Origin of the sequence: Rhodococcus sp. NPDC006774 (genome assembly GCF_040636045.1) — a bacterium.
Classification (GTDB): Bacteria; Actinomycetota; Actinomycetes; order Mycobacteriales; family Mycobacteriaceae; genus Rhodococcoides.
The window spans coordinates 53360-66035 of sequence record NZ_JBEYIW010000017.1; the positions used below are offsets into that span (position 1 = coordinate 53360).

At 60.2% G+C, this 12676-nt stretch carries 13 protein-coding genes; 6 read left to right on the top strand and 7 right to left on the bottom strand.

Annotation, left to right across the window (positions count from 1 at the left end):
* Positions 1–76 precede the first annotated feature (76 nt).
* The 3 genes from ABZ677_RS21500 to ABZ677_RS21510 all read right to left on the bottom strand — a co-directional run bounded on the left by ABZ677_RS21500 (position 77) and on the right by ABZ677_RS21510 (position 2434).
* Positions 77–634 (bottom strand): recombinase family protein, encoded by a 558-nt coding sequence (locus ABZ677_RS21500; protein ID WP_358373036.1) that lies wholly within the window; start codon positions 632–634, stop codon positions 77–79.
* Between the two features lie 175 nt (positions 635–809).
* Entirely contained in the window at positions 810–1616 is an 807-nt protein-coding gene (locus tag ABZ677_RS21505; RefSeq protein ID WP_358373039.1) for a hypothetical protein, read from the bottom strand.
* A 230-nt stretch (positions 1617–1846) separates the two neighbouring features.
* A complete protein-coding gene (locus ABZ677_RS21510) occupies positions 1847–2434 on the bottom strand; it encodes a hypothetical protein (RefSeq protein ID WP_358373042.1) in 588 nt (195 codons plus the stop codon).
* 575 nt (positions 2435–3009) lie between these two features.
* On the opposite strand from ABZ677_RS21510, the gene ABZ677_RS21515 reads away from it, so the two are divergent.
* Positions 3010–3888 (top strand): hypothetical protein, encoded by an 879-nt coding sequence (locus ABZ677_RS21515; protein WP_358373045.1) that lies wholly within the window; start codon positions 3010–3012, stop codon positions 3886–3888.
* Positions 3888–4940: a hypothetical protein gene (locus tag ABZ677_RS21520; protein ID WP_358373048.1), complete on the top strand. Its 1053-nt coding sequence runs from the start codon at positions 3888–3890 to the stop codon at positions 4938–4940. The genes ABZ677_RS21515 and ABZ677_RS21520 overlap by 1 nt, the downstream gene beginning before the upstream one ends.
* 456 nt (positions 4941–5396) lie before the next feature.
* Here ABZ677_RS21520 and ABZ677_RS21525 read toward each other — a convergent pair whose 3' ends face one another.
* Positions 5397–5900: a hypothetical protein gene (locus ABZ677_RS21525; protein WP_358373051.1), complete on the bottom strand. Its 504-nt coding sequence runs from the start codon at positions 5898–5900 to the stop codon at positions 5397–5399.
* Between the two features lie 537 nt (positions 5901–6437).
* Positions 6438–6677, bottom strand: a complete 240-nt coding sequence (locus ABZ677_RS21530; RefSeq protein WP_358373053.1) for a helix-turn-helix transcriptional regulator — start codon at positions 6675–6677, stop codon at positions 6438–6440.
* A 282-nt stretch (positions 6678–6959) separates the two neighbouring features.
* On the opposite strand from ABZ677_RS21530, the gene ABZ677_RS21535 reads away from it, so the two are divergent.
* From ABZ677_RS21535 to ABZ677_RS21545, 3 genes are all read left to right on the top strand, one after another.
* A complete protein-coding gene (locus tag ABZ677_RS21535; RefSeq protein ID WP_358373056.1) occupies positions 6960–7883 on the top strand; it encodes an LppP/LprE family lipoprotein in 924 nt (307 codons plus the stop codon).
* A 498-nt stretch (positions 7884–8381) separates the two neighbouring features.
* A complete protein-coding gene (locus tag ABZ677_RS21540) occupies positions 8382–8864 on the top strand; it encodes a hypothetical protein (RefSeq protein ID WP_037187279.1) in 483 nt (160 codons plus the stop codon).
* Between the two features lie 1081 nt (positions 8865–9945).
* Positions 9946–10908, top strand: a complete 963-nt coding sequence (locus ABZ677_RS21545; protein ID WP_052047306.1) for a GGDEF domain-containing protein — start codon at positions 9946–9948, stop codon at positions 10906–10908.
* Here ABZ677_RS21545 and ABZ677_RS21550 read toward each other — a convergent pair.
* Together ABZ677_RS21550 and ABZ677_RS21555 are read right to left on the bottom strand one after the other, a co-directional pair.
* Complete coding sequence (locus ABZ677_RS21550) at positions 10894–11829, bottom strand: pseudouridine synthase (protein WP_358373060.1); 936 nt, start codon at positions 11827–11829, stop codon at positions 10894–10896. The genes ABZ677_RS21545 and ABZ677_RS21550 overlap by 15 nt on opposite strands.
* Positions 11830–11907: 78 nt before the next feature.
* Positions 11908–12222 (bottom strand): excalibur calcium-binding domain-containing protein, encoded by a 315-nt coding sequence (locus ABZ677_RS21555; protein ID WP_358373063.1) that lies wholly within the window; start codon positions 12220–12222, stop codon positions 11908–11910.
* A gap of 142 nt (positions 12223–12364) precedes the next feature.
* On the opposite strand from ABZ677_RS21555, the gene ABZ677_RS21560 reads away from it, so the two are divergent.
* Positions 12365–12568: a DUF3072 domain-containing protein gene (locus ABZ677_RS21560; RefSeq protein WP_037187289.1), complete on the top strand. Its 204-nt coding sequence runs from the start codon at positions 12365–12367 to the stop codon at positions 12566–12568.
* The last annotated feature ends 108 nt before the right edge of the window (positions 12569–12676 follow it).

Here is a 12676-nt window from a genome sequence, read left to right on the forward strand (position 1 = left end):
ACCGTATCGGCGTTCGTAGCCAACAAGCGACCGGGGTCGAGAACATGGTTTGCCCGCGTGATCGCCGCGTGCGTGGTCAGGTAGGAGTACTGAGGTGCCGGTAGGCGGTTGCTAAAGAGCAACCCAGCATCATGGCGATCTCCTGAGCGGAGATGCCCTTGGATTTCAGCTCACGTGCCCTCAAAGCGAGAGCGTCGTCGACCTTGCGAGGTCGACCACCTCTCCGGCCATTCTGGGCTGCTGCGGCCAGGCCAGCGCGGGTTCGCTCGATCATCGTGTCTCGTTCCAATTGGGCGAACGCGGCCATGATGGTGAGCATGGCTCTACCCATCGGGCCATCGGTATGCAGGCCCTCCGTAATGCTGGTGAAGTTGATCTTCCTCTCAGTGAGCTCGGAAATGACGTCGAGTACATGCCTCGTATCCCGGCCTAGCCGGTCGAGCTTCCACACTGTGAGCACGTCGCCTTCGCGAAGGTGGTCGAGGCAGGCCATGAGCTGAGGTCGATCCGCCTTGCTGCCGCTGGCTCCATGGTCAGTAAAGACGCGAACGGCTCCGGCCTCCGACAGCGCGTCCAGCTGCAGTTGCGGGTCCTGGTCTGTAGTGCTGACTCTTGCGTAGCCGATGGTCGCCATACCGCTCCATTTTCTCAAAAACTCGCCCTGTTGCAGGTTATGAGAATACAGGTTTTGAGACGGGTTTTTGAGAAATCTCCGCTAATGGTCGGGTGACCATCATTGCCTGGGCCTCTCTCGCCGGAGGAGCTCTCATTAACCCATCGTTTTTGAGACATGCTGGCAGGGCGCGGGTTCAGTCTTGTAAGCGCATAAACAACCGTGGGCTGCTCCGCTCGCCGGGTTGTAGGAGTGACAGGAGGGTGTCGCTCACGCCAGTCTGATCAAAGAACGTGGAGCAGACCCAGTTGTGGTAGTGCGCCAGCCACACGAACTTGTCTCGGATTCCACCAGGTTCGACGAACGTCTTCAGATTGCGTTCGATGTGCTCAGCGTGCTGTTGCAATTGGGTGGCGCGCTCGTCCTCAGTCTCCGCATCGTGCGCCTGATACAGGTAGTTGATGAAAGCCCACCCATCCTCGTCGACAGCGAAGTCGCGAGAGTACGGAGATGAGAGCGGGTCGCCCCCGAAGGCCTTGATGGTTACATGACGCGGCGCTATCGCCTCGGGCGTGGCAAGAATGCGCGGGACCCGTGCTACCCCCGACTCCAGCTTGTAGGCAGTTAGGAGGGCCCGCCCAGTTACCTGGTGGTCACTCATGTACAAGGCCCCCCGTGCCAAAGCCCCCCTAATGTAGACACCTTGCAGAGCAGCCCTGTACTGGTGAAGGGCGACAGGCCGGAAGAGGCTATGTGGACCTTCCGCCCAATCGAACTGTGGGTCGTCGAGCGGCGCACCAATAAGTACGTTGTCGCTGAACGCATGGATCTGCAGACCCGACCACTCAAGGTCATCTCGGAGTTCCTGTGTCCTGCTAAGAAAGACCCCGAGTGCGTCATTGTCGTATGCGCTTAAGGCCATGCTCGTTCCGAGCTCATCCAAGTGGACCACGTATGAATCCAGCAAGCGGTGCTTGCCGTTCCTGAAGTATGGGTTAGTCATGCACAAGACCTTGTCATTCCGATGCAGTAAGTCTCTGCGCTACTACGGAATTTGCCCTGACTTTGGGCCTTGAGAGAAGAGCAGGTGGAGGTTGCACCCGTGAGTCTGCCGGACGATACCCAGAAGTCGCGCACATCGAGTTAAACGCGACGAAGGTCAGGCTGGACCCCGCCCCAGCCAGTAAGCGTCAACTACTCCGCCCGCTCGAAATTAGAGCAGGAAGGGAGGTCTCAGGTAGTCGACGCTTTGAGTGCCTCCCATGGGATTGCTTGCTCGAACTCCAGAAAGTGATGTCCTCGGAGGTAGATCGTCTCGCCGACTTCGAACCAGTGTGAAAATACTTGGCTACGTCGCCAGCGGGAATCAACTTCACCGCCGTTGTGGACCACGAGATTGCGTAGGTGGCGGAGATCGCCAAGCGGTGGACAAATCACAGCTTCGACGTCACATCCGTGCGCATCGGCAAGTCGCTTCCTGAAGTGCTCCTCCCACCTGGCATAGAAACTTACGATCCAGCTCTGACTTAGATTGATTTCTATGGGCCCCCGCAGGGCCATCATGCGCAACGCCTCCGATCTCAGGATGCTGGCTGAAGGCGTGTGTCGGTCGGCGTCCGGGCTCTCTGGGTCTTCAGCGTCATTGAAGTGCACCGTGGGATCGCCCAGCCAAATGTTGAGTGGGTGTCGGCCGACTTTGCTGTCCCAAGACCGCATCTCGTCGGCGAAATATCCCAGCGCGTGGGAGGCCAGGAGGGTTGAAACGATAGAGGTGTTCAGCTCGTTTCTGAGCTCGTCAAGCACTACATCGACAGCGCTCACGGCGTGAATCCTTCCTCCGGCGACGTCACTACACACTAGTTGCGATCTACATTCCAGCCCCGGCCTTCGCTCGTCCAAGTGACAGAAGCTCTAGTCCGAGTAGCGCAATCCTGGGTCGCAGGCTTGTCCAGGCGGGTGGCGGGTGCGTCGTTGTCGGTCAGGCGAGCTATCGTCTCGGCGTGCCCGACAGTGAACCGATCCCAGCCGATATTTACGGCGCGAGTCCGAGCATTCTTGTCGGCGGCGACGCGCACGAGACCTACCGCCCCGTTGGGGTGGTGGCGGCATTGCCGAACACAACCTTCTGGACCACGCTGGGCCGGAGTACAACCACTCGATCCCGCGGTGACCTGGCGAGTTCTGTGGACACATCCTGCAACCTGAACAAGCCAGGGTGGTGGTCAGAGAGGTTTCAGCACACAATAGAAGGATCGCGGTTCGGGAACGAGGTGCTTTGCCCGTTCTATGGGCATCTGCAGGAGCCGGGGCGAAGCGAGTTTCTTGAGTATTGGGAGCGGATCAGGTACTGATCTCCAACTGACCTACTGAGCCCACGATGTGACAAGAAGGAACGCATGCAAGACCTGAGCCTAGACAGGGCTCCTAATTCCATCCCCCCTGAGGGCCGCGGTGCATGGGAAGTTGGCAGTTGTCCCCAGCCAAGTGTCGGCGAGCTTTGGCTGCTCAGCTGGAATAGTGCTGCCGTCGGTCTGGTTCTGATTTCCCGAGTTCGGGACGACTACATCCTTGCCTGGCCGGTGACGGTTCCACCTGATCCCGCGGCGGGGCCAGCGCTCAGATTGCAAAGTGCCGATCTCCACGCGGAACTCGCACTCTGGTCTGTGGCGGAGACCGGCCTCGGACGCCATCTGCTGCATCGGCGTGTCGGACTCGGGCTGTCGACCGACGTGGTCGAGGAAGTACGGGCCGCCGTCCGCACTGGTCATTCGCCCCCGCTTGAGGTCTTCGGTGGGGAGGAGGCAGACGAGGCCGCCTTTATCGCTGAACTGCTGCGGCAATACCAACACCTCTGCTTCAACGAGTGGCCGACTGATCTGCCTGGCTACGGTGTGTTCCGGCGGGATGTCCTACTGGAGCAGGGTGCCAAGGTGAGCGAAGTCCGAGAATCGCTAGGCGTGACTGTGCCCGATGCGTCCAGTTTGTTGAAGCAGGACCGTGTCCCCACGAAAGAGCAGGCTGAGTTGCTTGCGGACGCATGGGGTCTTGATGTGCGAGAGATTCTTGAGCCAGCGTCGGGCGAGTGGGTGAGAGAGTTGCGAAAGCCCCGTTACAAGGACGACCTCAGGGCCGTCGGAGATGCCCGCAATCTGCCCGAGCTGGACGTCCGGCTTGCGCTGCAGTCAGAGTTTGCTCTGGCCGCTCGCACGGCAACTGGCACCAACCGAACTGCCGAGCTGATGGAACGGGCAGTGCGCCGGTTGAGGAACGAGTAGTGATACTCATTCCGGAGGTGGGTTCTAACGACGCGTGGCGTCAGCAGGGCATCCTCGAGCAACTTGCTGCTCGGCTTCGAGAGCGCTCTATGACGATTGATGGAATCCCGAACGATGCGCTGTTCGAGAACCCCACCCACGCGATCACCGAGAACTCGACGATCCGGATCCGGATCACCGACCACAGGCCTGAGGGGTGTTCCGTCGACGGGCTGTATCGCCCCGATCCACCGACTATCACCCTGGCACGCACTGGCAGTGGACGCGACAACTTCACCGTTCTGCACGAATTTGGTCACCACCTCCAAGCTCACGACGAAGCCTGGCAAGACATCTTGTGGAAGATCGGTCAGCCACTGCGGGGTTGGATCGAAGAGGACCTCAGCGACGTCTATGCCTCGACTGTTTTGATTCCTGATCACTTTTTAGACCCAACCGCACGGTTCTCGTCACAAACGCTGGTCTCCTTGTTCGAGAAGACTCGGGCGTCGAGGCAAGCGGTTCTGGTCCGGGCCGTCCGTTCATATCTCGATGGGGAACAGCTGTTCGCAACAGTTTGCGATCTCGTGGGCCGTGTTGAGTTTGGGATGTCGACGAACACCGCTCTCGCTCCGCCACCCCGGGGCATGATTCAACCTGACTTTGCGCACTTGATCGCTGAGGTCTTGAGTAAAGGGGTGAATGGTGGGCACGGTCGCTCGTCAACCGGAATCATTTACGGTAGCGGTGCAACCCGCGATGACGTTTCGCTCGATGTTGCGCTAGCCGGGGGTAGTTATGCCTTCGTGGTGGGACGAAAGCTTGAGCGGTACGCGGACGACAGCTGGTCGGTTGCCGACCGGGTGTGCTCTTCCGAAGCATGCAATGAGGTGTTCGAGGTAACAGCGGCTTCCGAGCGCTGCATCAAGTGCGCCGAAGCGCTCTGTCCGGCTTGCCAGAGTTGTGACTGTCTGTCTCACGTGGCCACCCGTGGGATCTGTCCTCGGTGCTTCACGGGCCTTTACGCCGCCGACATCGCTGCCGGTCGCGCAGAACACGACGAGTGCTTTTAGTCCTGGCCCCAGCCTCGACGGATGCTGTATGTCTTGCCCCCACTAGCCGTGTGATGCGCACCTTCTTCGGACCTCGTCAGTCCGGCCCTTCTCCGCGCCTTCTGCAACCGGACCTCGTGGGCGATCTGGTGCTTGACTGCCCGCTTGCTTGCCTTTCTGCGATTCCTTCGAGCCTTCAAGGAATTCGGGTGAGGGCCACTACGTCGTGAGCCGCCAAAAATGTAGAAGAGAATCCACATGAACTGTCCTTGGTGCCATCGGGATGGACGTCGCTCGACAGGTCAGTCCGCCGAGTGCTTAACCCTTGATCCCGGTCCGTGGCCAGGGCGTTACATCCGGGACAGGATCCCACAAAACCTGCCATCGGGGCGGCTCACTTGTGGCAGATGGTCGCCGTAGAGACACCGCTGCCGCCGTGGGCCCGTCACCAGCACGAACTGAAGCGCTTCAATCAAGTCAAAAGCCAAATGATCCTGTTGGCAAGCAAGCCGACCCGGTGCAGATCGGAGCCTCAGGCTCTGGGATCACGACTGCTGGAACCTCAAGCATGGTCGGCGAACTGTAGCCAGGCTGCCCGGCCAGAGCCGCTGTGGTTCCGTCATGAACCAATTGACCGGTTTCCGTGTCGAACATGTAGCAGATCCACTCGATGGCGTATTTGCCATCAGGCACGTCGGTATCCGTGACGGATATGACGGGACGGGGCGGCTGGTTGGATCCGCTAGTGCCGTGGAGGAGCAGTTCACCGCTAACGGCGTTGTCGCTCATGACGCAGGAGAACGGCTGGTTCGCCTTCTTCGCGGAAAATGTTCCAGTGACCGAATTGCCGCCATCAGGATTGACCGTGGTGGTGAAGACGGCTTCAATGTCGCCCGGATTTGCCGACGCCGGCGCGGAGGAGAGAAAGGCAAGCGGGACAGCTGATAGTGCTCCAATTACGGCAATTGCGGTACGACGCATGTATGTCTCCTGAAGAGGCGGGGTTAGCTGCAAGGACGAGTGCAACGAGGGTGGGTAGACCGACCCTTATTGAACTGCACCGGGCAAGGTGGGTGGGAACGGGCCTAGGGCTGGGCGGCATGCTGGGTCAGGACCCTGCGCGCCTTGTCCATAAGGTCGAGATAACCAGGCGAAGGCCAAGTGGAGTCGGACGAATAGGCCGAAGTAATTCGCGGCAAAACTCGGTAGGCCGGTGGCAGGTTCGTCGACAATGGCTGTTAAGGGCGGACCGAGTCGACAGCCGTCTCGCAAGCGTCCGCCTGCTTCACAGTGTGTTCGGCCGTACTCACACAGAATTTCCGGTGGTATGTCGAATTGGAAAAGTTGGGAGGTCGCCGATGTGGACCTTCCGACCTGTAGGTATGCGCACTTAGTACAGGTTCGGTACAGGGCATGAGTTGCTTGAGGGTGCTGTACTGCCTGACAGTTGAGACACATCGAGAGGTCAGCAAGCCGGGACGATGGGCCCCGAAGCGAGTCTCGTGGTCAGACGGCGACTCAATCCTCCGGTTTGAGGCCCAACAAGATCTGAGTGGCTGTTGTACCCAGTGCATGGGCTACGTGCTGGAGCTCAATCACGTCCAGCCTTCGTTCTCCGGACTCGTACTTGCTGACGAACGATTGTGGAACGCCAAGGGTCGCCGCCACTGTGGCCTGTGTCAATCCTGCCGCGACCCTCAGCGAGCGGAGCTTCAGGCAAAGCTGCCTGTACTCGGCTGAGTAGATCGACTTTTCCACGGGACAAGGGCATCGCCCTGTAACCAAATATCCCAAAATCGGATATGACCCACGATGTAGTTTGCGGGACAGTGGAGGGATCAGGCATTGGGTAGCTCGGGTGGCAGTGGCAATAGATTCGTTCGGATTACACGACAAGGGGTCGGCGCAACGCTTGCCGTGGCCGTCGTGTCGGCGGCGGCTGTGGCGGGTTGTGGAGCGACGAGTAACCAGGCACCGAGCCTGAGCATCCCCAGCACAGTGAACTGCACAGGAGCTCCAGAGGGAACGGCAACGTCCCAGGTGGCCGAGAACATGACGCTCTCCAGGTTCGACCAATCGGGTATCGATCTGTCCGTGGCATTCATCGACACGGTGCCGCAACCTACGTCTGAGTGGTTCAACGGACGTGAGCAACTTTCCGTTCTTTTAGTCCTGTCAGACCCCGCAAGAGTAAGTCCGACAGTCAATGTCAGCATCGGTCCGAGCAGCCAGGTCGAAGGGTCCTATTCGGCGTATGTGGAGCAAGGCGACCGGGTCGTTGCTGAAGAGCTGGAAGTAAATCAGAACGCCAACGTGATCAGCATTGACCTACCCGCGACTGTGACTAAGGTTCTCGAACTTCCGAACGATCTAGCATTCAGCGGCTCATCGATGATCAGCAGCATGTACTTCGAGGGTCCCTACCCCCGCTTCCGTGACGTCCTCGCACAAGAATGTTCGGCCGGAACTCGCTCGGTGAACACGGGGTCGCCTCGGCAGCCGGTATCGCCCCCGTCTGGTCGAACGACAACAAGCGCGCAGGCGCAGGAACCTTCTTCCGAATGCGGCGTCTTCGCTGAACAGGAGGCCATCGCTGGTGGCTTGGCGAAACTCGGCCCTGAACCAATTACCGGACGATCATGGTCAGGTGTTCCGCTAGCTAGCAACTTCGACCCGTGCGCCGAGTTGTCGGCTGTTGTCGTGTCCATTGAGGGCGGTACAGGCAGCTCTCCATCGCACGCGCTGATGTTCAACCGGGGCATCTTCCAGGGAACAGCTACCTACGAGGCTCTGCCGTTCACGGATCTGGCCGCAGGCACCGAAGAATCGGGCACGGTGACTCTCACCTATCGAACCGGACAGTCGTGCAATGCGTGCTCTGACGGGGAGACCACCCCTGTCCGGTATCAATGGAACGGCTCAGCTGTGGAGATGCTTGATCTGCTTCCGCCGGAGCTGAGATGAGTGCCGAATAAGACGATCCAGTTCTTAGAGCCGTGCCCACCTTTTGCCCACAACCTGCCGGCATTCCAGTAAAGTCAGTGCGACCAACTGGCAGTCAAAAGCGCTGTTCAGGGCTTCAATAGGGCATCCGCCAGGGGCGCACAGAAGGGTTCAAATCCCTCCGCTTCCGCCACATGTTCGTTGGTCGAACCCGGTCCACCCGCAAGGGTGGGCCGGTTTCGTTTGCCCCGGTCGAAGCTCAGTAGCGTCGCAAGTTCGCTTGTTTCAACCTCTTTCACCAGTGTCAGTGCTGCTGGGTTCGACAGTCCGTCAGTTCCCGTCCGTTCGAGTTCGAGCACTTGGTTCTGATGACGCGTGGCACTCGGCTCTTCCGCTCGGAACAAACGCCTTCGGCTCCGCCGCAGGAAGAGCCGGGCGACTCCCACGTCCCGAACCCGACATTGCGATCAAGGCATGATCACCCCAATGGGTGGTCGAGATGTGGAAAGGAAGCGCGAGATGAGAGACCGTCCGAGTCCGCGAACCAAGTTGGCAATCGTCTACGTGGCATCATTTCTGCTGATCCTCGGATTGTCGGCGAGTTGGAAGGCCCTAGGTCTGTCCGACATTCCGGTGTGGGTGTCACTGCTCGTTGCGGTGTTCGGCGCGGCAATCGCTGTCCGCGTGATCGCGATGCCGTTCATGAAGGTCAGTTCGTCGGAGGAACCGAGTGTCCAACTTCTGTTGGCGTCGATGACCGACCGGACGGGGACAACCATGTCTGTGGCGGAGAAACACGAGACGATCCGAACCGTTCGCCGTTCCACCTGGTGGGGATCAGCAGTGTTGATCGTCTTCGGTGTTCTGATGATTGGATATGCATCTCAGCCGGTGCCGATGAAGCTCTTCTGGACTCTGGCGGGATTGTTGCTGGTGCTCGCCGCCATTGCGTGGGGAGTCAGCGGATGGAGAGAGATCCGACGTCTCCGCAAACTCCCCTGAGCCTCGATCCTTCGACTGAGATGATCAACTGTGGTCGACGTACTGGATTGTGGGGCCGGGATCTGGTGAAGGACGAACAGTGACGCAGCTCAGCGACTTCGAGGACTACATCACATGCCATCATCCGTTCGAGCGCCTCGAACTCCTCAGCGTTGGTGACCTGACGGACGAGGAACGTCGCTCGCTCCCATCTTCGCGACCGTGGCATCGTTGTCCTTCTCGCCCGGGTGCTCCCGCGACAGGGAGATGCGACTCGGGTCATCCTCGTATACGCCATTCTCCGAAACGCCTCGCCCCTGCCATTCGACGCATGCTTCGGGTATTTACCGGCCGAATCGAGTCGGCTTCCAGATTTCTGGCCTCGACTCCCGGAGGATCTCCGTCGGTTCCACACCCAAGTACACGATGGATTCCGCGCCGAGTTCGGTGGACTCTTGCTGTCGGATCGGCTGCGAACGATTGCATCGGACTTCGTTGCGCCCGAGGTGCCGGACTTCGAGTACGTCGATGAAAATTTCGACACGTTGCCCGAGGACAGGCGTCCCGCGCTCGACAACTTGATGGTTGTTGTTCGCGAAGGCTCGCGGGGTGTCGCTTTGGACGTCAGTACACCGGAACTGATGGCATGGGAGACATCCGAACTCATAGAGCCGTGTCGCCTGGGGGCGTGGTCGACAATGGATGGTCGCATCATGTCCGCGATGAGTAGTGACGGAGAGTATTACGAACGTCTCGGATATCACGGCATATAGAAGTTGCAGCCACTCGATTGCAGTCTCTTCCAGCTACAACCGGCCGTATCGCGGTGGATGAAGATCGGATCTCGATGCTCGTCGGCAAGACCGACTACCTCTGCACCAGCTCGATCGTCCACGTGCCTGCCTGGCGCGCCGCCTTCTCGATGAAAGGCAGACGTTTCTGTCGGTAGTTGTTCGAACCCCGGTCCGCCCGCAAGGGTGGGCCGGGTTCGGTTCGCTCGGGTGCCGCGGAGAGGCGTCGACACCGCCCCGGTCGACCGTGGCCTCGTTCTGCGCTCACAATTGTCGCCATGAGGACGCGCCGCAGTCGACCGTTACTGCACTTGAAGACACGGTTGTGGACGAATCCACCGTTTGCGAACGTCACCTCGCTTGCCTCGGCGGTCGTGGCCGTCAGTGGGGTGCTCGACGCCGTCACCTCCGATCCTGGCGCTCTCGGTCGGTTGTGGACATGGCTCTGGACGGCCGTCGCCGTAGTTGTGGTTCTGATCCCGGCGGCGATGGGTGAGAGGTTTCCGCGGAGCATCGCTTTGCTGGGCTGCGCTTTGTTCATCGGGGTCACATCGGTCCAGATGGCCACATCGACCCAAGGGATCGTCGCGATCAACAACCTGGTTTTCTATCCGTTGCTCGCCTGCTATCTCGGATGGTTCTTCCGTCGTCTGGTCGCCAGGTCGGTTGTAGGAGTGGCGATTGCGGCATCCGGCGTCGGCGTTGCGCTCAGCCCCAGTGGATCGCTGACGGTCACCTGGCTCAATCTGATGCTCGCGTCGCTGTTCTGTCTCGAATCTGCGAGCTATCTCTACCGCCGCTTGCAACGGCAGGTCGAGACGGACTCGTTGACCGGGGCTGTGAACCGGATCGGGTTCGAGCGCAACGGAAGTCAGTACCTACGGTGGGCAGAGAAGTCCGGTGCACCTCTGGCATTGGTGATGATCGACCTGGACCGCTTCAAGCGAGTGAACGATGAGTACGGGCACCACGCCGGCGACCGCGTGCTGGCTCGATTCGTCACCGAAGTTCGACGCGGCCTTCGTGCGTCCGATGTGGTCGCGCGCATCGGAGGCGATGAGTTCGCCCTCGTTCTGCCCGGAATCGATGAGGAGAGTGCCCAGAGTCTGGTGGAGCGTCTTCAGTCGCTCACCTCCAGCGCGTGGTCTTCGGGTTCGGCAGTGAGTTCGCGCGGCGACACCATGGACTCGCTTCTGGCTCGTGCGGATGCTCGACTGCTCGAAGCCAAACGAGTCAGTCACTCGGCAAAACCCGACAGATCAGAGCGGCCCTGACCGTCGCGCGCCCTCGGTCCACCGCTCCAAGCTCAATCCGGTCTCGAAGCGTCGCACAGATTTGGAGATCGGGTCGATGAATTCGATTGCACTGGCGAGTAACTGAAGTGGATCGGTGAAATCGTCGCCGGCTCGGCCGGTAGCCGTCGGGTAGAGGTCGTCCCCGAGGATCGGCACACCGAGTGAATTCATGTGCAGTCGCAGTTGATGGGTGCGGCCGGTCAACGGTGTCAGTCGGTAGCGACCGAGCCCGTCTCGATGCTCCAGGAGTTCGACGGTGGTGTGCGCGTTGGGTTCTCCGTCGACCTGGTGGGCGGTGAATTGCCCCTTCTCCGAGACGATTCGGCTGCGAACGACGGTGGGCAAGGTCAGCGTGGGGTCATGCAGTGCGACCGCCTCGTACTCCTTGCGGACCTTCCGATCCTGGAAGAGTGTCTGATACGCGCCGCGCAGTGTCGGGTCGATGACGAACAGGACCAGGCCTGCGGTGACGCGATCGAGTCGGTGAGCGGGCACCAGTTGCGGCAGGTCGAGTTCGAGTCGCAATCGCACGAGTGCGGTCTGCAGGATATGTCCGCCGCGGGGGATGGTCGGCAGAAAGTGCGGCTTGTCGATCACCAGCAACGCGTCGTCTCGGTACACGATCGAGATATCGAACGGCACAACGGTTTCCGACGGTAGATCGCGGTGGAACCAGACTGCCTCGCCGGGAACGTATGGAGCGTCGAAGGGTAAGGGACCGGCCATGTCGACGATCTCGTCGGCGTCGAACATGGCGTCGATGCGGTGCGGAGGAATCCGGAACTCGGTCGCTGTCAGGAACTCACGGACGGTGCGCCAGGTGCCGTCCTCGGGCATCCGGATTCGCGCGGGATCGAGACCGTGCCGCTTCGCCAGGGGTGGTTGCTGGCGTCGTCTCACCGGATGAGCGTATCCGCCCGCCGACATCGCACTTGTGCAGACAAATCAGTGTTATCTGTCTGCACAAGTGCGAATTCGCTACTCGCAGCCGATGCCGTCGTCGTCGCGGTCGAGATGAGGCCCGTAGCCGTAGTCGCCTCGATAGACCGGGGCGGCACCGGCGTCACGCGCCGCATCGCAGTTCTTGTACTGGAATGCCCCGCCGGAGGGAGCAGGTGCCGCCAGTGGGGCCGGCGGTGGGGGAAGGAGTACCGGGCAGAACTGGGCCGATCCGCTGCTGCAGAGGAAATCGGTGATCGGGTCGGCCGAGGCGACGGCCGGGGCGGTGACCAGAGCGGCCGCAGCGATCGCACCGCTGATGCCGATCTTGACCAGCAGGTTCTTCGTCTTCATGGAACTCCAATCGAGGGGATGTGTTGTGGAGCTTTCTCGGCCAATTGTTGAACTGTCAATCAAGTCATTCGAGTGACCTACGCCGCGACTCCGCGAACGCGAATGTGTTTGGAACCCGGCGATTCGGCGTATCTACGAACGTATGAGCGAAAACGAGCAGGTCAATCAGAACCCCGAGAAGGATCCCGACGATTGGGTCACCGGCGACGAGCCGATGACCGGCCCACAGAAGAGCTACCTGGGCACCCTTGCGCAGGAAGCGGGAGAGGAAGTTCCCGAGGGTCTCAACAAGGCGCAGGCGTCGGAAATGATCGACAAGCTGCAGGGCGAAACCGGCCGCGGCTGAATCGACGCCGCAGAGGTCCACTCGATGTGACATTGACCCCCGAAAAGTCCACCGAATGTCACATCGAGTGCCCCGCGTGAACGGCGTGTACGAGGACATCCGACCAGG